Annotated in this window: 16 protein-coding genes; 8 read left to right on the top strand and 8 right to left on the bottom strand. The window is 41.0% G+C overall.

The window, feature by feature from the left end:
- The 4 genes from AB8M93_RS01340 to AB8M93_RS01325 form a co-directional block, all read right to left on the bottom strand.
- Positions 1 to 393, bottom strand: coding sequence for an ExbD/TolR family protein (locus AB8M93_RS01340; RefSeq protein ID WP_373055808.1), 393 nt, complete (start codon positions 391 to 393; stop codon positions 1 to 3).
- Between the two features lies 1 nt (position 394).
- A complete protein-coding gene (locus AB8M93_RS01335; protein ID WP_373055806.1) occupies positions 395 to 1,096 on the bottom strand; it encodes a MotA/TolQ/ExbB proton channel family protein in 702 nt (233 codons plus the stop codon).
- 139 nt (positions 1,097 to 1,235) lie between these two features.
- Entirely contained in the window at positions 1,236 to 2,462 is a 1,227-nt protein-coding gene (locus AB8M93_RS01330; protein ID WP_373055804.1) for a Glu/Leu/Phe/Val dehydrogenase dimerization domain-containing protein, read from the bottom strand.
- A 100-nt stretch (positions 2,463 to 2,562) separates the two neighbouring features.
- On the bottom strand, positions 2,563 to 3,627 hold the full coding sequence (locus AB8M93_RS01325) for an anhydro-N-acetylmuramic acid kinase (protein WP_373055803.1): 1,065 nt from the start codon (positions 3,625 to 3,627) through the stop codon (positions 2,563 to 2,565).
- A 90-nt stretch (positions 3,628 to 3,717) separates the two neighbouring features.
- On the opposite strand from AB8M93_RS01325, the gene AB8M93_RS01320 reads away from it, so the two are divergent.
- The 4 genes from AB8M93_RS01320 to AB8M93_RS01305 all read left to right on the top strand — a co-directional run bounded on the left by AB8M93_RS01320 (position 3,718) and on the right by AB8M93_RS01305 (position 12,264).
- Positions 3,718 to 4,860 carry an acyl-CoA dehydrogenase gene (locus AB8M93_RS01320; protein WP_373055801.1) on the top strand — a complete coding sequence of 381 codons (1,143 nt, stop codon included), beginning with the start codon at positions 3,718 to 3,720 and terminating at the stop codon, positions 4,858 to 4,860.
- 231 nt (positions 4,861 to 5,091) lie between these two features.
- Positions 5,092 to 9,612 (top strand): glutamate synthase large subunit, encoded by a 4,521-nt coding sequence (gene gltB / locus AB8M93_RS01315; protein WP_373055800.1) that lies wholly within the window; start codon positions 5,092 to 5,094, stop codon positions 9,610 to 9,612.
- 2 nt (positions 9,613 to 9,614) lie between these two features.
- A complete protein-coding gene (locus tag AB8M93_RS01310) occupies positions 9,615 to 11,075 on the top strand; it encodes a glutamate synthase subunit beta (protein WP_373055799.1) in 1,461 nt (486 codons plus the stop codon).
- A gap of 217 nt (positions 11,076 to 11,292) precedes the next feature.
- Positions 11,293 to 12,264 carry an NAD(P)-dependent alcohol dehydrogenase gene (locus tag AB8M93_RS01305; protein WP_373055797.1) on the top strand — a complete coding sequence of 324 codons (972 nt, stop codon included), beginning with the start codon at positions 11,293 to 11,295 and terminating at the stop codon, positions 12,262 to 12,264.
- 172 nt (positions 12,265 to 12,436) lie between these two features.
- Here the strand turns inward: AB8M93_RS01305 and AB8M93_RS01300 are convergent, their stop codons facing one another.
- The gene (locus AB8M93_RS01300; RefSeq protein WP_373055796.1) at positions 12,437 to 13,927 is read right to left on the bottom strand and encodes an SLC13 family permease; all 1,491 of its coding nucleotides are present in this window, start codon (positions 13,925 to 13,927) and stop codon (positions 12,437 to 12,439) included.
- Positions 13,928 to 14,402: 475 nt separating this feature from the next.
- Between AB8M93_RS01300 and AB8M93_RS01295 the strand changes: the two genes are divergently transcribed.
- Positions 14,403 to 14,966, top strand: coding sequence for a phosphatase PAP2 family protein (locus AB8M93_RS01295; RefSeq protein WP_373055794.1), 564 nt, complete (start codon positions 14,403 to 14,405; stop codon positions 14,964 to 14,966).
- Between the two features lie 11 nt (positions 14,967 to 14,977).
- Positions 14,978 to 15,646 (top strand): DedA family protein, encoded by a 669-nt coding sequence (locus AB8M93_RS01290; protein ID WP_373055792.1) that lies wholly within the window; start codon positions 14,978 to 14,980, stop codon positions 15,644 to 15,646.
- 133 nt (positions 15,647 to 15,779) lie between these two features.
- On the opposite strand, the gene AB8M93_RS01285 is transcribed toward AB8M93_RS01290, so the two are convergent.
- Both AB8M93_RS01285 and AB8M93_RS01280 read right to left on the bottom strand, forming a co-directional pair.
- A complete protein-coding gene (locus AB8M93_RS01285) occupies positions 15,780 to 18,059 on the bottom strand; it encodes a xanthine dehydrogenase family protein molybdopterin-binding subunit (protein WP_373055791.1) in 2,280 nt (759 codons plus the stop codon).
- Between the two features lie 19 nt (positions 18,060 to 18,078).
- Entirely contained in the window at positions 18,079 to 18,543 is a 465-nt protein-coding gene (locus tag AB8M93_RS01280; protein ID WP_373055789.1) for a (2Fe-2S)-binding protein, read from the bottom strand.
- Positions 18,544 to 18,964: 421 nt separating this feature from the next.
- Between AB8M93_RS01280 and AB8M93_RS01275 the strand changes: the two genes are divergently transcribed.
- Entirely contained in the window at positions 18,965 to 19,219 is a 255-nt protein-coding gene (locus AB8M93_RS01275; RefSeq protein ID WP_373055788.1) for a hypothetical protein, read from the top strand.
- A 150-nt stretch (positions 19,220 to 19,369) separates the two neighbouring features.
- Here the strand turns inward: AB8M93_RS01275 and AB8M93_RS01270 are convergent, their stop codons facing one another.
- Entirely contained in the window at positions 19,370 to 19,816 is a 447-nt protein-coding gene (locus tag AB8M93_RS01270) for a GNAT family N-acetyltransferase (protein WP_373055786.1), read from the bottom strand.
- A 190-nt stretch (positions 19,817 to 20,006) separates the two neighbouring features.
- Between AB8M93_RS01270 and AB8M93_RS01265 the strand changes: the two genes are divergently transcribed.
- Complete coding sequence (locus AB8M93_RS01265; RefSeq protein ID WP_373055785.1) at positions 20,007 to 20,504, top strand: hypothetical protein; 498 nt, start codon at positions 20,007 to 20,009, stop codon at positions 20,502 to 20,504.
- The last annotated feature ends 18 nt before the right edge of the window (positions 20,505 to 20,522 follow it).

Here is a 20,522-nt window from a genome sequence, read left to right as displayed (position 1 = left end):
TTACTCCGGTTTTACTGCCAGTACTATTTTGTAACTGTTCCTGTTTGCGATATCCATTACATTTACTGCCTTTTCAATAGGCACTCCTTCTTCTGCACGTAAAATAATAGTGGGATTTTCTTCTCCCGCCAGCCTGCTTTTCAACGTGCTTTCCAGTGCGCTCTGGCTTATCCTTTCTTCATTTATATAAAACTGAAGGTCTTTAGTGATGCTCACCGCCAGCGTTTGCTTATTGGTGGTTTTTCCCTTTGCCTTCGGAAGGATTAAATCCAGCGCTTCAGGAGTAATGGCAGGGGAGGTAAGCATGAAAAAGATCAACAACAGAAACACAATGTCTGTCATGGAACTCATACTGAATTCCGGGCTTATTTTATTTCTTCCTCTTAAATTCATACTAAGCAGGTTCGTTTAAAAGGTCCAGGAAGTCCACCGCGGTGGCTTCCATCTGGTGCACCACTTTATCTGTTTTGACCACCAGGTGGTTATACCCAATATACGCAATAATCCCTACAACCAAACCGGCTACCGTGGTGGTCATTGCCGTGTAAATACCTTCTGCCAGTGCACCCATTTGCGCCTGGCCGCTGCTGGTGGCCAGTTCATGAAATGCAATAACCATTCCTATAACGGTACCCAAAAATCCAATCATTGGAGCGGCACCGGCAATGGTAGCCAGAATACTTACATTTTTTTCCAGTTTATAAACTTCCAGTCTGCCGGCATTTTCTATTGCGGTATTAATATCTTCTAGCGGGCTTCCTATTCTGGAAATCCCTTTTTCGGTTAATCTTGCCACAGGGGAATCGGTTTGCGCACAACGTATTTTGGCAGATTCTATATTCCCGTTGAGCACGCTATCCTTTATTTGTAACATAAAATTCTTATCTACCTGGCTGGCAGATTTTATCGCGAAGAGCCTTTCAAAATAAATATAGACTGCAACAAACAGCAGAATAAAGAGAATAAAGATAATGATCTGGCCTCCAATACCTCCGCTCATCATCAAATCAAAAAGCGAAAGGGTTTTTTCTTCTACTGCGGGTTCTGCCTCCTGCATTGCATTGGCAACACCGTCCTGCTGAAAAAAGTATAGCATACTGTTTGTTTAATTAGGGGTTTTTAAAGTAACGTGACAAATTGTATTTAATTGTAGCCAAATTTAGTAAAATAAAGAGGAGGCTTTCAATAAATTACCTCCTGTTGCCAGGAATAATTGTTAACATCAGCTCATTGGTCTACACAAGTTGCTTTAGCGCGACTTCAAAAGCACTTTTGCTTATGTTGGTCCGGCTGTTGTTATTGTTATATGAATCCTGGATGGCGTTTTTTATGGTTATAGAAGTATCATTAAAGATTGCCTCATCAGTCATTTGCACCCTACGTTCCATAAAATAGGCAAAAACACGTGCCATCCCGCAGTTGGAAATAAAATCGGGAATAAGGCTTACACGCTCATCGGTATATTCCATTATAGGTCCAAAAAATATTTCCTTATCGGCAAACGGCACGTTGGCCCCACAGGAAATAACTTCCAGTTTAGAATTGATCATTCTTGTAATTTGTTCTTTGGTCACCAACCTTGAAGCGGCACACGGAGCAAAAATTTCAGCTTCCAAACCCCAAATTTTCTCATTGATTTCTTCAAAAGGAATCATTTCAGGATGTCTTAAAACATTTCCATCCTTATTAAGGAACATTTCCTTGATTTCTTCAAAACTAAAACCTTCTTTATTTATCACCCCTCCGGCACGGTCAATAATTCCTACTACTTTAGCGCCTTTCTGCGCCAGGTAGTAGGCCGCGGCAGAACCTACATTTCCAAAGCCCTGCACTATTGCTTTTTTCCCTTTCATGTTGCCTCCGTAAATCTCATAAAAATGATGTACTGCTTCAGCTACTCCAAAACCCGTAATCATATCGGCTACGGTATATTTACGGCTAACATCGGGAGAGTACGCAGTATTTTCCAGAACCTTTATCACTCCCTGCCGCAGCTGGCCTATTCGATTAATTTTATCGGCTTCCGAAGGTTGAAAATGGCCGTTAAAGACTCCTTCCTGTGGGTGCCATACGCCGCAGTTCTCCGTAATGGGGATAACTTCATTAATTTCATCTACATTTAAATCGCCGCCGGTGCCGTAGTAACTCTTCAGCAAAGGAGAAACGGCTTTATACCAGCGTTCCAAAACTCCTTTTTTTCGCGGATCTTTAGGGTCAAAATTAATCCCTGATTTAGCCCCTCCAATTGCAGGGCCAGAAACGGTAAATTTCACCTCCATGGTCTTGGCCAAAGATAGCACCTCGTTCATATCCAGCCCCTGGCGCATCCTGGTTCCCCCTCCTGCGGCACCTCCCCTTAGGGAATTGATCACCGTCCAGCCCTCGGCCTCGGTTTCAGGATCTTTCCAGTTAAATACTATTTCTGGTTCTTTATTTTGATATAAATTTAGAAGGTCTTTCATTACGTGTGTTTATTCAATTAATTTGTTTCAGTTTTAAGGCGAAACAGCCGGGGCAAATATAAAAAACTCTAAAGCGGCCGTTCATAAATCTATCTTATATTTAAGGAAGGAAAATTACGCCTGAACTATGATCTTTTTCAGCCCCGGTTACAGATTTTAATATATTGTTTTCTCCTCTTAATCTTAAAGCTCCCAGAAAGGCAAAAATCAGTGCTTCTTTAAAGTTGATAAGCGCTGCGGAAGGAAGCACAAATTGAGCAGAACATTTTTTTCTTAATTCCTGCATCAGGAAATCATTAAAAGCGCCACCGCCGGTCACCAGCACTTTTGCTTCAGGAGAAGTTTTCACTGCTGCTGAAATCTGGAAAGCAATATGTTTGGTATAGGTATGAAGCACATCAGGAATGTTATTTTTAAATTGAGAGATCAATGGGAATATTTCCATATTCACCCACTCTATACCCAGGGATTTCGGGAATTTTGCCGTATAGTATTCTTTGGAATTTAACTGCTCGTATAAAGCTTTAATTAAATTTCCTGAAGCTGCTATTTTTCCGCCTTCATCGTATTCGTGGCCCAACTTTTCAGCATAATAATTCAATACCGTATTCACAGCGCAAAGATCATACGCGATTCTCTGGTTATTTTCTTCTGTAGAAATATTGGCAAAACCTCCCAGGTTAAGGCAGTAATCATATTCAGCAAAAAGCAATTTGTCTCCAACAGGAACCAGCGGCGCTCCCTGCCCGCCCAGCTTTACATCCTGGACCCTGAAATCACAAACTACCTTTTGCCCGGTGATTTGAGCCAGCTCTTCTAAATTGCCAATTTGAAGGGTGTACTTATTTTGCGGCTCATGTTTAACCGTATGGCCATGGCTACAAATGGCGTCCAGTTCTTTTAGTTCATATTTCCTGATAAAATCCTTTAGAATATGGCCAAGATAACGGGTGTAGGCAAAATTGAAATGCGCAAGCTCCTCTTCCTGAAGATTTACAGCCGAAGAAAGTTTTTGTTTCCATAATTTATCATAAGAAATGGTGGCGGCGTGTAATATTTTATACCTTGTTGTGGAATTAAAATCAAATTGTACAGCAACAACGTCTACTCCGTCTAAAGAGGTGCCAGACATTACCCCAAGGAGCCTAAACTGATTTTTTTTCATATTCGTAAAATTAGTTAATACCGATTGAAAATTAGGTATCAAAAAGTTATCTTTGGCTGGCAAAAATGATTTTTCCTAAAAATTTTATATATGGATTTTAAACTCACAGAAGAACATATCATGATTCGGGACGCTGCCCGTGATTTTGCCAAAAGTGAATTGCTCCCGGGAGTAATTGAGCGAGATGAAAAGCAGGAATTTCCCAAAGAACAGGTAAAAAAAATGGGGGAACTGGGTTTTCTGGGCATGATGGCTTCTCCAGAATATGGAGGTGGCGGGATGGATACCGTTTCTTATGTTCTTGCTATGGAAGAAATTTCTAAAATTGATGCCTCTGCTTCTGTGGTTATGTCTGTAAATAATTCTTTGGTATGCTGGGGACTGGAAACCTTTGGCTCTGTAGAACTTAAACAAAAATACCTTTCCCGGCTTACTACGGGAGAAGCCCTTGGGGCTTTTTGCCTCTCTGAACCCGAAGCGGGAAGCGATGCTACTTCCCAAAAAACAACTGCTATAGACAAAGGTGACCATTACGTGCTTAACGGCACCAAAAACTGGATTACCAACGGTAATTCTGCCGATTTTTATATCGTTATTGCACAAACAGACCGGGAGAAAAAGCATAAAGGCATCAATGCCTTTATTGTAGAAAAAGGCTGGGAAGGTTTTGAAGTGGGGCCAAAAGAGCAAAAACTTGGAATTAGAGGGAGTGATACCCATTCTCTAAACTTTAATGATGTAAAAGTGCCCAAGGAAAACAGGATTGGGGAAGACGGTTTTGGCTTTAAATTCGCCATGAAAACATTATCCGGCGGTAGGATTGGGATTGCTGCCCAGGCCTTGGGAATCGCATCCGGGGCTTATGAACTGGCCAAAGATTATTCTAAACAAAGAAAGGCTTTTGGCACCGAGATTTGCAACCATCAGGCAATCGCTTTTAAATTAGCCGATATGCATACAAACATAGAAGCTGCCCGGCATTTAGTAATGAAAGCGGCATGGGATAAGGATAATGGCAATAATTACGATCTCTCTGGCGCAATGGCTAAGCTATTTGCTTCTAAAACTGCTATGGAGGTCACCATTGAGGCGGTACAGGTTCACGGCGGAAATGGATATGTAAAAGAATACCATGTAGAGCGGCTCATGAGAGACGCAAAGATTACCCAGATTTATGAAGGAACTTCAGAAATTCAGAAGATCGTTATTTCAAGAAGTGTACTTCATGAGTAAATAAACGTCACTGAAATATTCCTGGCCCTGCATTTGCGGGGCTTTTTTGTTTTATGAAAATCTTTAATTTGTTTTAAGAATATCCTAACAGAAAGAACGAAGCAATATAAGATTATCAATAATAATTGATTTTATTCCTTTTTATGGATTTCTTCTTTTGTTTTACCTTGTTCTCTTTATATTCTTTACGAAAAAAGATATTTTTGTAGTAATAATTTAAGGAGGACGGCTATGACACCAAAACAACAGGGACTCTATTCCCCAGAGTTCGAGCGCGATAACTGCGGAGCAGGATTTATATGTAATTTAAAGGGGAAGCGAACCAACGATATCATACACAAAGCCCTGGATATTCTCATCAGGCTGGAACACCGTGGTGCCGTTAGCGCAGATGGTAAAACAGGTGATGGTGCAGGGATCCTGATTGAAATTCCACATGACTTTTTTAAGAAAGCATGTGATTTTGAAATTCCTGATTTTAAATCTTACGCGGTGGGAATGACTTTCCTGCCAAAATCCACAAACCAGGCAAGAATTTGTCGGGAAATTTTTGAAAAAGAAATCACCAGGCAGGGATTAACAGTATTGGGCTGGAGAAAAGTGCCGGTGGACAAAAGTTGCCTGGGAAGTATTGCAGGCCTTTCTGAACCCACGGTGGAACAGATTTTTATAGGAAAAGGAGAAGAACTTTCTGAAGAACTTTTTAATGCCAAGCTTTTTGCTGCCCGAAAAGTTACTGAACATAAAATATTTGGTTCTGAACTGGCTGAAGCGGAGTATTTCTACGTTTCCAGCCTTTCCACAAATACGATTATTTATAAAGGCCTGCTAATGCCACAGGACATTAATACCTATTATCCTGATTTAAATGATCCAGACCTGGTAACCAAGCTCGCCCTGGTACACCAGCGATTTTCAACCAATACTTTTCCAACATGGGATTTGGCCCAGCCATTTAGATACATGTGCCACAACGGTGAAATTAATACCCTTAGGGGAAATTTAAGCCGGATGAAAGCAAGGGAGGAATTGTTTGAAAGCGAAAAATTCGGCGACGACTTAAAAGAAATCACTCCAATTGTCCTGGAAGGAAAATCAGATTCCGCATCTATGGATATGGTGCTGGAATTATTGCTGCAAACCGGAAGATCACTGCCGGAAGCCATTATGATGATGGTGCCTGAAGCCTGGGAGAAAAATCCTTCCATGACAGAAGATAAAAAAGCTTTTTACGAGTACAATGCCTGTATCATGGAGCCCTGGGACGGCCCGGCTTCCATCCCGTTTACCGATGGGAATTACATTGGCGCCTTACTGGATAGAAATGGTTTGCGCCCATCACGCTATACCGTGACCAAAGACGGTTATGTGGTGATGTCTTCTGAAACCGGGGTTATAGACATAAAGCCGGAAAATGTGGAGCTGCACGGCAGGCTTGAACCCGGGAAAATGTTTCTTGTAGATATGAATGAAGGGCGCATTATTGGGGATGAAGAAGTAAAAACAGAAATTGTTTCCAAACTTCCATATAGAAAATGGCTGGATGAAAATTTGCTGCCTTTAGCAGAAGTACCTTATACCGGGAACAAAACCCCGGTTGAAAAGGAAGATTTTATGATCCGGCAAAAACTGTTTGGTTATACTATTGAGGATATTAAAACCATTATTACTCCCATGGCTGTAGGTGGCAAGGAAGCAATAGGATCTATGGGTGCCGATATTCCTTTAGCCGTACTATCAGATAAACCACAGCTGCTGTTTAACTATTTTAAGCAATTGTTTGCCCAGGTTACCAATCCGCCGCTTGATGGAATAAGGGAAGAAATCGTTACAGATATCAGCCTGGCCATTGGGGCAGACCGCAATATTTTTGATATTATTCCAGAGAATTGTAAGAAATTAAGAATACAGAATCCGGTAATCTCCAATGAAGATCTGGATAAGATTAAATATATAAATCACCCAGATTTTAAAGCGACTTCTATTTCCATTTTATATGAAGCCGAAAAAGGCCTTAACGGATTAGAAACCAGACTTGATGAAATTGTGCTGGAAATTAAAAAAGCGGTAGATAATGGCTGTAATGCCATTATCCTTTCAGACCGGAATGTTTCCTCCAGCCTTGCACCAATTCCTTCTCTTCTTGCCTGCTCTTTTGTGCACCACCGTCTTAAAAAGCATCACAGAAGATCCAGTTTTGGGATTGTAATTGAATCTGCTGAACCTCGTGAACCACATCATTTTGCCTTATTATTTGGATATGGTGCAAGTGCGATTAATCCATACATGGTAAACGAGATTATCTACAAACTGGCAGAATCAAAAGACATAGAAACAGAAGATCCCGAAATTGCCGTTCAGAATTTTAATAAAGCTATTGGAAAAGGCATTGTTAAAATCATGAACAAAATTGGGATTTCCACCCTGCACTCTTACCGCGGTTCACAGATTTTTGAAATTCTCGGTTTAAACCGCAAGTTTGTAGATAAATATTTTACCAATACCCCTACAAGGATTGAAGGGATTGGTCTATATGAAATTGAAAGAGAAATCCAAAAACGCTTTGACAGCGCATTTAATCCGCCGGAAACTGAAGAAGGACTCGACCTTGAAATTGGCGGGGACTACAGGTGGCGAAGAAACGGCGAGCGGCACATGTTTAATCCTGCCAGCGTGGCCAAACTTCAGCAGGCGGTAAAACAGAATAATCCTAAAAGTTATGAGGAATATGCTGCTATTATCAACGAGCAGTCCAAAAATCTGATGACGCTACGCGGAATGTTTAAGTTTCGCGATCTTAATCCCGTACCTTTAGATGAAGTGGAACCCTGGACAGAGATTGTAAAAAGGTTTAAAACCGGTGCGATGTCTTTTGGATCCATCAGTAAAGAAGCGCATGAAAACCTTGCGATTGCCATGAACCGGATGAAAGGAAAAAGCAATTCTGGCGAAGGAGGAGAAGATGCCAACAGGTTCAATAAAGATTTAGACGGAAACTGGAGAAACAGCGCCATCAAGCAGGTTGCTTCGGGACGTTTTGGAGTATCTATTAACTATTTAAGCAGCGCGCAGGAAATTCAGATTAAGATGGCACAGGGTGCAAAACCAGGAGAAGGCGGGCAACTGCCAGGCCCAAAGGTAAATCCCGATATTGCCAAAACAAGGAATTCCACGCCTTATGTAGGCCTTATTTCCCCTCCTCCTCACCATGATATTTATAGTATTGAAGATTTGGCGCAGCTTATTTTCGACTTAAAGAATGCCAACCGGGAAGCCCGTATTAACGTGAAACTGGTTTCTAAAGTTGGCGTGGGTACTATCGCCGCCGGGGTTGCCAAAGCGAAGGCAGATGTAGTACTAATTTCAGGTTACGATGGAGGAACAGGAGCTTCGCCGCTTACTTCCTTACGCCACGCAGGACTCCCATGGGAACTTGGAATAGCCGAAGCACAACAAACCCTTCTTCTTAATAATTTGCGGAACAGGATAGTGGTGGAAGCAGACGGGCAGCTGAAAACAGGTCGCGACGTTGCCATTGCCTGTTTACTTGGAGCTGAAGAATTTGGTTTCTCCACTGCGCCTCTTGTGGCCACCGGATGTATTATGATGCGAGCCTGCCACCTGAACACCTGTCCCGTGGGAATAGCCACTCAAGACCCGGAATTAAGGAAAAACTTTAAAGGCACGCCTGAAAATGTGATCAACTTCATGTATTTCGTTGCCCAGGAACTTCGCCAGATCATGGCAGACCTTGGCTTTAGGACCGTGAACGAAATGGTGGGGCAAAGCCAGAAACTGGATATGAACAAAGCAATTCAGCATTATAAAGCACAGGGAATAGACCTTTCCAATATCCTCTATAAGCCGAAAATTGATCCAGATATGCCGCTTTACTGCACACAAAAACAGGATCACAATCTGGAAAATGTGCTTGATTTTGAAATTTTAAGAAAAGCACATCCCGCTATCTACAGGAAAGAGAAGATGAGCCTGGACTTTTCCATCAGCAATATTAACCGTACAACCGGAGCGATATTAAGTAATGAAATCTCCAAAATTCATGGGGAAAACGGGCTTCCGCCAAATACCCTCAACCTAAATTTTGTGGGATCTGCAGGTCAAAGTTTTGGCGCTTTTGCTACACGTGGGCTTACGCTTAATGTAATTGGCAACACCAATGATTACTTCGGAAAAGGGCTTTCAGGCGCAACGCTAACCGTAAGAAAACCGGCAGAAGCCACCTTCAAATCCAATGAAAATATCATTATAGGAAACGTGGCATTATATGGAGCGATTGCCGGAGAAGCTTATGTAAATGGAATTGGCGGCGAACGCTTCTGTGTAAGAAATTCAGGCGCAAAAGCCGTGATTGAAGGTATTGGTGACCATGGCTGTGAATACATGACCGGCGGGATAGCCGTAATCCTTGGAAGAATAGGGCGAAATTTTGCCGCAGGAATGAGCGGTGGAATTGCTTACATCTATGACCCCGAAAATAACCAGGATTCCAATAATTTCAATATGGAAATGATTGGGCTGGAAAACCCTTCCGAAGAAAACCAGGAAGAACTGCTTAGCCTTATAGAAAACCATTACCGCTATACTGAAAGTGATGTGGCCAGAGAAATTTTAGATAACTGGGAAGAAAATAAAAACAAATTCATAAAAGTAATGCCGGTGGAATACAAAAAAGCATTACAAAAAATTGAAGAAGAGAAAATGAAGAACGAAAGAGAACTTAAAACAGCTTAAGCATGGGAAAATTAAGAGGATTTTTAGAATACGAAAGAGCTGAAGAAGAAACCTATGCCGCGCCTGAGAGGGTAAAAAGCTATACAGAATTTACCAAGGATCTCGATAATGAAGAATTGAACAAACAAGGCGGCCGTTGCATGGATTGCGGAATTCCGTTTTGCCACAGCGGTTGCCCAGTAGGGAATTTGATTCCGGATTTTAATGACGCGGTTTACCAGAATGACTGGAAACGCGCCCTTAAAATATTGCATACCACCAATAATTTTCCGGAATTTACCGGGCGTTTATGCCCCGCTCCATGTGAGTCTGCCTGCGTTCTTGGCATTATAGAACCTCCCGTGGCCATAGAAATGATCGAGAAGTATATTGCTGAAAGAGGCTTTAAAGAAGGCTGGATAAAACCTGAGCCTCCAGCCCACCGCACAGGAAAGGCCATAGCCGTGGTAGGTTCTGGCCCGGCAGGCCTGGCCGCTGCGCAACAGCTTAACCGCGCCGGGCATTCTGTTACTGTTTTTGAAAGAGATAAAAAAGTTGGTGGTCTACTGCGATACGGCATTCCCGACTTTAAGATGGAAAAGCATGTAATAGACCGCCGTATTGAGGTGATGGAAGGTGAAGGAATCACCTTTAAAACCAATACTCATGTTGGCGTGGATTATAAAATTGAAAAATTGAAGGAATTTGATGCCATTGTACTGTGCGGCGGGGCCACTCAAAAAAGGCCTTTGCCTATTCCGGGAGCAGATGCTGAAGGAGTGGTACAGGCCATGGAATTTCTTAAAAGAAATAACGAAGTGGTAGATGGCCTGGCTGAAACCACTGAAAGATTACAGGCCAAAGGTAAAGATGTAATTGTAATTGGTGGCGGGGATACAGGTTCAGATTGTGTGGGAACTTCTAACCGGCATGGAGCAAAATCTGTTACCAATTTTGAAATTATGCCAATGCCGCCAAAGTCACGAACCATAGATAATCCATGGCCATATTGGCCATTTACCTTGAAAACCAGTTCTTCCCATCAGGAAGGAGTGAACAGGAACTGGAGTATCTCTACCAAAGAATTTATTAAAGATAAGAGCGGAAAACTTACCGCCCTTAAAACTGTGAATATCGAATGGGTAAAAGGGGAGAATGGCAGGCCAAAACTTCAGGAAGTTCCTGATTCCGAAAAAGAATGGCCCTGTGACCTCGCGTTGCTGGCTTTAGGTTTTACAGGACCTGAAAAAACCCTTGGTGAAAAACTTGGCCTGGATCTGGACAACAGAACTAATATTAAGGCAAATAAAAAATACCAGACCAATGTACCCAACATTTTTGCTGCCGGCGATATGCGCAGGGGGCAATCGCTAATTGTTTGGGCAATTTCTGAAGGCCGGGAAGCAGCATATCATGTAGATAAATATCTTATGGGCAAAACCAAATTGCGCACAAAAGGCCAGGGAGACCTGCCTGCTGTTTAAATACAAATTGCGCTATTACAAAAGTCGTGGAAACTCTGAAAAATGGTTTTTCCACGACTTTTTATTTTTCTGTAAATCCTGCTTTTAAACCTGCAATTATCAGCATTAAAATTTTTCAATCATAAATTTCAGAAATAGGCTTCAATAACAACTGTATTTTTTATTTTTATAAAATTGATTACCAGTATTTTATAGAATAAAATTTCAGCTTAAAAAAATGAAGGCAGCAGTTCGTTATCAATATGGTTCCGCCGAAGTAATAAATATTGAAGAGGTAGAAAAACCTGAACCGGGAAACAAGGAGGTGTTAATTCGGGTAATTTATACCACCGTAAACCGTACAGATTGTGCGATACTTACCGGTAAACCATTTATCATGAAACTGATGCTTGGTTTTCCCAAGCCAAAGAAAAAAATTCCCGGTACAGTTTTCAGCGGTATCGTGGAAGAGACCGGCAGTAATGTTAATCTTTTTAAAGCAGGCGACCGCGTTTGGGGTTTTGGGGATAATGGTATTTCCTCACAAGCTGAATTCTTCACCTATCCGGAAAAGAAAAATATTCTTAAGCTTCCTACAGATATTTCCCTTGAACAAGCCGCGGCAGCCATAGAAGGCGCGCATTATGCTCTTAACTTCATCAATAAGGTTAACCTTAAGCAGGGAGATAAAGTTCTTATTAATGGCGCCACGGGTGCTATAGGTTCAGCAGCACTGCAATTTGTAAAATATTATGGTGGGTATGTCACGGCCGTTTGCAAAGGTCGTGATAACCACGTGGTAAAATCTATTGGAGCAGATGAGGTGATAGATTATACTAAGGATGATTTCACCCAAAAAAGGGCAAAGTATGACTTTATTTTTGATACTGTTGGGAAAAGCCGGTTCTCAAAATGTAAACACTTAATAAAAAGGGGCGGCGCTTATATTTCTTCAGAATTGGGTCCTAATATGGAAAATCTTTTTCTATCGGTAACCACTGGATTTGGAAGTAATAAAAAGGTAAAATTTCCTGTTCCGTTACATCATAAAAAAAGTATGGAATTTACTATGGATTTGATGAAAACCGGAAAATTTAATCCCTTAATAGACAAAAACAGGTATTCGCTAAATGAGATAGGAGATGCCTATAAATACGTCCTCACTGGCGAGAAAACCGGAAATGTTTTGGTAAGCATTCAGAAGGAGTAGAATTATAATCTTATTATTCATAAGGGCGCGCCTTTAGGGCCGGCTATACGCGCTAACTGCCCTGCCTGAAGGCCCGGCAGGCCTCACGCAGCTTGTAAAGGTTTAACAAATGCCTGAATTAAGCCTGAATAGAAAATAAAACTGTACGTCTAAAAATTACAACTATTAATTGTTAATGAGGGTAAGATTGATGACTTGTGATAAGGTGAGGAATCTCATCCATACGAATATCCCAAATTACCGGCAGCACATAATAGATGATGAGGCTTATAAGAAGTATTGAAATTATATTCATAAAAATGCCTGCTTTTACCATATCGGGAATATTCAAGTGACCCGATCCAAATACCACCGCATTGGGAGGCGTGGCCACAGGGAGCATAAAGGCACAGGATGCCGCCAATGTAGCAGCCACAAGCAGGAAATATGGATGGATTCCCAGGGCAACAGCCATAGGAGCCAAAATGGGTAAGAGCATGGCTGTGGTGGCAAGGTTAGAGGTAACCTCAGTTAAAAAGTTTACTGCCGCGACCAATACCAGGATTAAAAGGAAAAATGGAAGATTTTCCAGGCTCGTTAATTGCTCTCCTATCCAAATCGCAAGGCCGCTTACTTCAAAAGCCTTAGCCAGGGCCATTCCGCCGCCAAATAGAATAATTATCCCCCATGGAATCCTTACCGTATCTTCCCAGTTCAGCAACCGGCTGCCCTTTTCACCAGCGGGGAGAACAAAGAGCAAAATTCCGGCACCCATAGCAATAATAGTATCATCAATATTAGGGATTAGGGAGTCTAAAAGAAAACTTCTTGTAATCCATGCCAGCGCAGTAACTGCAAAAACAATCAGGACAATTTTCTCTTCTCTACCCATTCTTCCCAAATCACGTAACATAGAAGCTAATTCCTTTTTCTCCCCGGGCACTTTAATGTCTTTAAAATCAAATGCAAAGCCTGTGAGATATTTCCAGCAGATAAACAATAACAAGAGGGATACGGGTAAGCCTATTTTTAGCCACTCCAAAAAACTAATTTCTATTCCAAACATTTTTTCCATAATTCCTGCTAAGACTAAATTAGGCGGAGTTCCTATTAAGGTGGCAATTCCACCAATAGAGGCGCTATACGCTATTCCCAACATTAAAGCCTTGCCAAAAACGGAATGATTATTTTTAAATGTATCCGGGTTTTCCTGCAGCTCTCCCAGCATGGCCGTTCCAATAGGAAGCATCATTACAGAAGTTGCGGTATTGGAAATCCACATAGAGAGAAAAGCTGTGGCAACCATAAACCCAAGAAGGATCAATTTCATATTAGTTCCAATTAGCATGATTACCGAAAGGGCAATACGGCGGTGCAGGTTCCATTTTTCAATGGCTATTGCCAGCAAAAAGCCCCCCAGGTACAGGAATATATATTTGTCTCCATAAGCATTGGTAACCGTTCCAATTTCCAGTGCTCCGGTTAATGGGAAAAGAGCGATGGGAAGCAATGCGGTAACGGCAATAGGTACCACTTCGGTTACCCACCAAAGCGCCATCCAAAGAGTCACGCATAGTACATCCCAGGCAGGGGCAGGTAAGCCCTCGGGATTTTCAGGTCCTTGTAAAACCAGGAAAATTAATGGTCCTGCTAAAAGGGAAATTAATTTGTAGTGATCTTTCATTCTAAAGGGTATTGAACTAAGATATTAAAAAAATGTTGTCATTAACTTCTCTAAATACACACCATGATGCAGGTTTTCATAATAAAAAAGACTACTCTCCCATGCACTGTTCCGGTAAGATTGAATCTATTTAAATCCCTCTTAAGAATTTTCCTGAGACTTTTTTCTTCATTCTGCAGAGGGATCTGTATATACTCTAAAACTTTAGGAACGGGATTAAATAAATTTATTCCTGTGCGATAAGGAAGTTAAGCATTCACATTAGTTCCAATCTTAAGGTAAACTTTAGAATTCCATCTTACTTTCGCTCTCCATTAGTTGAAATATGCTAAGGAATTGAAGGACAATCTTTCGTGGAAAAGGTTGCTGCCAGATCAAAATAATTAGTAAGCTGAGGTTTTCTAAAATTACTGGTGCATCCATCGGAACAAAAGGAATGGCATCCCGATTCCTAATCGTTTAAAACAGAGAATTTATGGAATTAAAACTGAAGAATTTTATATGGGTATTTTTATTTCTGCTGTGTATCTCCTTTACAGGCCATTCCCAGCTTATAGAACCCAAAAATCCTACTATAAAAACAGCGGGTGATGTGCTGGCTTATGCCATACCAGCCACCACTTTTGTTTCCACTTTAATATTAAAAGATAAAGAAGGTACCTGGCAAATGACTAAAGGTTTTCTGCTGAATGAAGCCGTAACTTTAGGCTTAAAGTTTGCCCTAAATAAACCAAGGCCATTTCACGGTGGAGATAAAGCTTTTCCTTCAGGCCATACTTCAGCCACCTTTCAAAGTGCTGCATTTATACATGGGCGCTATGGTTTTAAATACAGTATCCCTGCCTACGCCTTGGCGGGATTTACAGCATTTAGCCGAATAAACGCGCAAAAGCATGATGGATACGATATTCTGGCGGGTGCAGTGGTTGGGATTGGAAGCTCGCTTATCTTTACAACTCCTTACGAGCAGGAACATATGGATCTCACCTTCAATAGTTATGATGGCCAGTATTTATTAGGCTTTACCTACAGATTTTAATATAAAATGAAATGAATAATATTATAGATTTTTTTCTTCATCTGGATAGCCATTTATTTACGATGATTCTGGATTATGGTTTCTGGATTTATGCCGTTTTATTTGCCTTCATTTTTATTGAAACAGGGCTGGTGGTTTTACCATTCCTGCCGGGAGATTCTTTGCTGTTTGCCGCAGGCTCTTTTTGTGCAGGCGTTCAAAATGATGCAGGACAGACCGCCGAATTAAACCTCTGGATAGTCCTGCTAATTATGGCTGCTGCGGCCATTATGGGGGACAGCCTTAACTATTACCTTGGCAAAACCATAGGCTTAAAAGTGCTGGCATGGAAAGCTTTTGGGAAACCCCTGGTAAGTGAAAAGCATATAGATAAAACAAGAGCGTTTTATGATAAGCATGGTCCCAAGACCATTATTCTTGCGCGTTTTGTTCCTATTGTGAGAACTTTTGCCCCTTTTGTAGCAGGCATAGGAGATATGCATTATGGGAAATTTATAAGGTTTAATGTAATAGGGGGAATAATGTGGGTGCTGATCTTGGTATTGGTAGGATACTTCTTTGGTAACCTTACTTTTGTGAAAAATAATTTTGAGCTAGTAATTCTGGGAATAGTAGTGCTTTCTCTTCTCCCTGTGGCTTTCCAGTTTTTTAAGGGGAAAAAAAGCAAAAAGAAGAAATGACCTGTTTTACAAATTCATAAAAACAGGTCATGCTTTATTACTAACTTCAGGTTTAAGCAAAAGTCTTTGCTACCTGATATTATGTAGCAGGGTCTATTTTTTCATCTTCTTCAGAAAAGTAGAGGCTGGAAAACTAGGTTTTAAGCGTTCTGCTTTCATTTTTCAATTCAGAAATAAAAGGTTGTTTATAGAATCTTTTTCCTGTGGCCCTATAAAGTGCGTTAGCCAGAGCACCCTGAACGGGAGGGAAAGGAGGTTCCCCAAGTCCTGTGGGATCAATTCCATTTTCAACAAAATAAACCGAGACTTTAGCAGGGGCCTCCTTATGGCGAATAAGCCTGTAAGTATCAAAATTATTTTGCTGTGGCACACCATCACTAAAAGTTATCTCGCTATAAAGCGCGTGCCCTATTCCATCTATAGTCCCACCTTCAACCATATTTTTAGCAGCTTCGGGATTTACCACAATTCCGCAATCTACGGCACAGGTTACCCTATCAATAACAGGTTCATTATTTTCAACCGTCATCTCCAGGATTTGTGCCACATAGGAATTATGGCAATAATAGGCAGACACTCCCCTGCTCAAGTTTGTATTGTTACTTTCCCAGCCAGCCTTGTCCCTTACCAGTTTAAGCACTCCCGCATAGCGCCCAGCATCATAATCGTTATCTTCTCCAACAGGATTATTTTTAGCTTTTTCCAGCAATTCCAATCGGAATTCTATAGGATCTTTCCCGGTTTCTTCAGCTAGTTCATCTAGAAACGACTGTTCTGCACCGGCAATAAAATTGGACCTTGGTGCCCGGAAGGCACCGGTGGAAATATTTGAATTGATGGTCCAGCTTTCTGCCAGATAGTTTTCAATAGCTCCGGCAGGAAAGCGGTTTGCAAACAATGGGCTTTCTGTAATTCCACCTGCATTTACATGAAAAGCGGTAATATTATTTTTCCCATCCAGCGCAGCACGATAGGTGACCTGGTAGGCCGGGCGGTAGACTCCATTGGTCATATCATCTTCACGGGAATAAACCAGTTTTACAGGTTTGCCCAGTTTTTTTGAAATTACAGCAGCCTCAACAAGAAAATTACCATAGAGCCTTCGTCCAAATCCTCCGCCCATACGGCTCATCTTCACGTCAATATTTTCAAGATCTATTCCCAGGCGTTTGTTTACGCTTTTTTCAGCAAATTCAGGAGTTTGTATTGGGCCGTATAATTCCGCATGATCGTCAGTGACATCAGCGAAAAAATTCATAGGCTCCATACAATTATGTGCAAGGAAAGGGCAGGAGTATGTACGTTCTATTACCCGGGCAGCATTTTTAAAAGCTTTTTCCGGATTTCCGTTCTTACGTACTACTTCAGATTCTCCGGGCCCTACCTGTGCCATAAGGGAACTGTGAACCGGGCTGCTTTCTAATCCGCTTACATCTTCCATGCCTGCAGATTTTTCCAGGATTTCAATCTCCTTGGTCAGTTCGGGGTTCAGATCCCATTCCACATGTAAAGCTTTCTTGGCCTGCATTACCTGCCAGGTAGATTCTCCCACCACCACTACAAGTTTGGGGAAAGCAGTCACATCAGACCATTCTTTCTCCATATCTTCGGGATAGGTGTTAATGGTAAAAACATCGGTAATCCCTGGCATTTCTTTTACCTTTTCTGCATCCATAGTTTTGAATTGCATTCCAAAGGCGGGAGGTTGCACGATCATGGCAATTAACATTCCCTCTCTATATGTGTCTAATCCATACAGAGGTTGTCCTGTTACAATTTTTTTCGCGTCAACATTTTTCCTGGGGGTACCAATAATATTAAAATCATCATTATTCTTTAATTCTACCTCCACTGGAACTTCTACCTGTGCGGCGGCTTTGGCAATTTCACCGTAGCTAAGTGATTTACCGCTTCCGGAATGGGTTATAACCCCTTCTTTTACGCTAAGTTCAGAAACCGGAACATCCCACTGGCTGCCTGCAGCCGTAAGCAACATCTGCCTTGCAGTGGCCCCGGCCATTCGCAGGGATTTCCAGCCTTGCCGTATAGACTGGCTGCCGCCGGCAATTTGACGGGTGAAAATAGCTGTATTTAGCGGTGCCTGTTCAACAATAACATTGCTCCAGTCCACATCAAGCTCTTCGGCTACAATCATGGGCATGGATGTTTTAACATTCTGACCAATTTCAGGGTTTGGGGAATAGATAGTCACCACTCCGTTGTCGCCAATTTTAAGATAGCCATTTAATTCAAACCACTCTTCGGGCATTTGCATGGCCATTTCTTTGGTGGTCTCTTCTTCGCTGGCCCTGTTGCAGGCAAGCCAGTTAAATCCAAGAATCAATCCTCCCCCGGCTAAAGAAACACTTTTTATAAAGGATCTTCTGCCTATGCCTGTTTTTACTTTGCTCATCTTTAAGTGTTTTTATGGTTTAAGCGATTTGAGAATTGGAAGCCGATTTTATTGCAGCTTTTATTCTGGTATAAGTCCCGCAACGGCAAATATTTCCATTCATCGCATTTTCAATCTCAGAATCACTGGGGGAAGGATTGCGCTTTAGTAAAGCGGCAGCAGACATAATTTGTCCTGCCTGGCAATAACCACACTGTGGCACATCCTGCTCCAGCCATGCCTGCTGCACAGGATGATCGCCGTTTTCAGAAAGTCCTTCTATAGTGGTGATCTCATTATCTGCAGCAGAGGAGACAGGGATTTGGCAGGATCTTACGGCAGAGCCATTAAAATGAACTGTACATGCTCCACATTGGGCAATTCCGCAGCCGTATTTTGTACCCACTAGTTTCAGATGATCTCTTAAAACCCAAAGTAAAGGAGTACTGGGATCTACATCCACTGTCTGATCCTTTCCGTTTATTTTGATATTCAATTCTGCCATGATCTTAATTTTTTGTAAAAAATAACAAATTTATTTCTTTTCAGTCCCTGAAAATTAGAAATTAATTCTCATGAAATTTTAATGAATCTTTCTAAGTGGGAATTTCTATTACAGGAAACATTACCTGTTATCTTTCTTTTTCACCTAAAAGATTCGAAAAGTAAACCTTAGTTAAAATAAAAACAGGTTAGCTTCTTCCACATGTACTTGAATTATTGGTTGCAGGAATAACGCGATGCCCGAAGCAGGAATATAGATTTAAACGGACTGGGGAAAGCTTAAGATAGGCAGGGATTTAATTTTTAATCCTGTGCACAACTCACTTTTAAGATTAACATTAAAATAAAAAATAGGGTCTACTTGTTAATTTTTTCTAAACATTCGGAAGAATGAGGAAAATTATTTTTGAAAAAAATTTCCTTTGAGTTTTATTAGCCTATTTCTTAATCAGCTTCTGCTTCCTTTACAAAAGAAGGAGTACGAATTTTGTTTTTTTATTGGAAAGAAAAGCAGGATCAACAATTCTCATGTTATTCATGCAGAATTTTGCGAGTTGTTACCGGAGGAAACGGGAAGGATAAAACTGGGGCATTTTCAGGAAATAGGAGAAGTTATTACTGCCGGGAAGGAAAAATTTGAACATGTAGAAGTTTGCAAACATTGCTGCAGTATTTAATTAGTTCACTACATTTTATATTTGGCGTCCTTTGTTTTAAAGAGCATTCATAAAGTGCTTTTTCCAGCCCTATTTCAGCTTTAAATAGCAAATTTTATATTCCTTTTAAAAGTCTAAAGGTTTCAATAGAGCGAAAGAGGTTTAAAAAAGTTATAGCAATTTTTCAAAGCACACACTATTTTCAACACCAATATACTGGCCGTAATTTGGAATAAGCCTGTAACCGTTCTTTTTATAAAGCGCAATGGCTTCTGGCTGCCTGATTCCGGTTTCCAGTATACACCTGGAAAAGCCAAGTTCACCAGCCCATTTTTCCAGCTCCTTTAATACCAAGCCGGCCAGGCCTCTTCCACGGTGATCAGGCATGGTAAACATCCTTTTTATCTCCATACTGCCCATTTCAAATTCTTTTATAGCACCGCAGCATACCGCACGTTCATCTTCAAAAAGCAGTACCACGTGTTTTATGCTATTTAGCTTGTTAAACTGGTCATAAAAGGAATGTTCCTCGCCATCTCTAATTGCAAGATCGGCATCCAGTAATTTTACCAGCGTGATAAATTTGGGATGGTCCGCCTGGGTGCGTAAAATTCTCATTCAGGTTTTTATTCTAAAGTAATAAAAATTGGACACCTGCTCCCGGGGATCTCCCGGGTTAAAGGAAATTAAATTGTATGGATAGCACGGAAAGTAAAACTTTTAAGTAAAAAATATTAAACATTTCTTAAAATTGAAGTATTTTCTTACATTCGTCTACGTTATTCTAATCCATGTTTAAAGAAATTCAATGACAAGAACCAAGGCCAAAGCGGTACTGGAATTTCAGAAAAGAAGAATCTGGGATCCACTGGTTTCACGGGAAGAGTGGCTGGCAGGAGTGATTCCTATAATTTTAAATATTTTTCCTAAAAGCGCTGCAGGTAAAGTGTCATTGCTGGAAAATTTGAATGATGATCCAGATTTCTACGAGGGATTGGATTCTAATGAAAAGAAAAAACTGCGTAGAAGGAAGGCTGAAAAATATCTTCAGAATTTTATTGAGGAAATAGAATTTCTGGGGCTGGAAGATAAATATATAGAAGTGGGTGATTTGTTGCGCAACTATACCTTCTGGGTCATTATCATCTTTGCAGGATTAGCGGGATTCTATGGAGGAGAAATTTTTAGGGAGCAGAATGAGACGATTTTGGAAAGATTGAACGATCTGGAAAAAAAGAACCATTTCTACAGAAATAGGATAGAGGCTCTGGAACTGCAACTGAACGAAAAGATAAAGTTGAGCTAAAAGCAATTTCTATTTTCT

Origin of the sequence: Autumnicola aciditolerans (assembly GCF_041679265.1) — a bacterium.
Classification (GTDB): domain Bacteria; phylum Bacteroidota; class Bacteroidia; order Flavobacteriales; family Flavobacteriaceae; genus Autumnicola.
This window is presented reverse-complemented; position numbering and strand designations above follow the sequence as displayed.

Bases quoted from the DNA above. Each gene is read 5' to 3' on its own strand.
- AB8M93_RS01280 (WP_373055789.1), bottom strand. From the start codon at position 18,543: ATGGCAGAATTGAATATCAAAATAAACGGAAAGGATCAGACAGTGGAT.
- AB8M93_RS01290 (WP_373055792.1), top strand. From the start codon at position 14,978: ATGAATAATATTATAGATTTTTTTCTTCATCTGGATAGCCATTTATTT.
- AB8M93_RS01300 (WP_373055796.1), bottom strand. From the start codon at position 13,927: ATGAAAGATCACTACAAATTAATTTCCCTTTTAGCAGGACCATTAATT.
- AB8M93_RS01330 (WP_373055804.1), bottom strand. From the start codon at position 2,462: ATGAAAGACCTTCTAAATTTATATCAAAATAAAGAACCAGAAATAGTA.
- AB8M93_RS01270 (WP_373055786.1), bottom strand. From the start codon at position 19,816: ATGAGAATTTTACGCACCCAGGCGGACCATCCCAAATTTATCACGCTG.
- AB8M93_RS01320 (WP_373055801.1), top strand. From the start codon at position 3,718: ATGGATTTTAAACTCACAGAAGAACATATCATGATTCGGGACGCTGCC.
- gltB (WP_373055800.1), top strand. From the start codon at position 5,092: ATGACACCAAAACAACAGGGACTCTATTCCCCAGAGTTCGAGCGCGAT.
- AB8M93_RS01285 (WP_373055791.1), bottom strand. From the start codon at position 18,059: ATGAGCAAAGTAAAAACAGGCATAGGCAGAAGATCCTTTATAAAAAGT.
- AB8M93_RS01295 (WP_373055794.1), top strand. From the start codon at position 14,403: ATGGAATTAAAACTGAAGAATTTTATATGGGTATTTTTATTTCTGCTG.
- AB8M93_RS01310 (WP_373055799.1), top strand. From the start codon at position 9,615: ATGGGAAAATTAAGAGGATTTTTAGAATACGAAAGAGCTGAAGAAGAA.
- AB8M93_RS01265 (WP_373055785.1), top strand. From the start codon at position 20,007: ATGACAAGAACCAAGGCCAAAGCGGTACTGGAATTTCAGAAAAGAAGA.
- AB8M93_RS01335 (WP_373055806.1), bottom strand. From the start codon at position 1,096: ATGCTATACTTTTTTCAGCAGGACGGTGTTGCCAATGCAATGCAGGAG.
- AB8M93_RS01305 (WP_373055797.1), top strand. From the start codon at position 11,293: ATGAAGGCAGCAGTTCGTTATCAATATGGTTCCGCCGAAGTAATAAAT.
- AB8M93_RS01340 (WP_373055808.1), bottom strand. From the start codon at position 393: ATGAATTTAAGAGGAAGAAATAAAATAAGCCCGGAATTCAGTATGAGT.
- AB8M93_RS01325 (WP_373055803.1), bottom strand. From the start codon at position 3,627: ATGAAAAAAAATCAGTTTAGGCTCCTTGGGGTAATGTCTGGCACCTCT.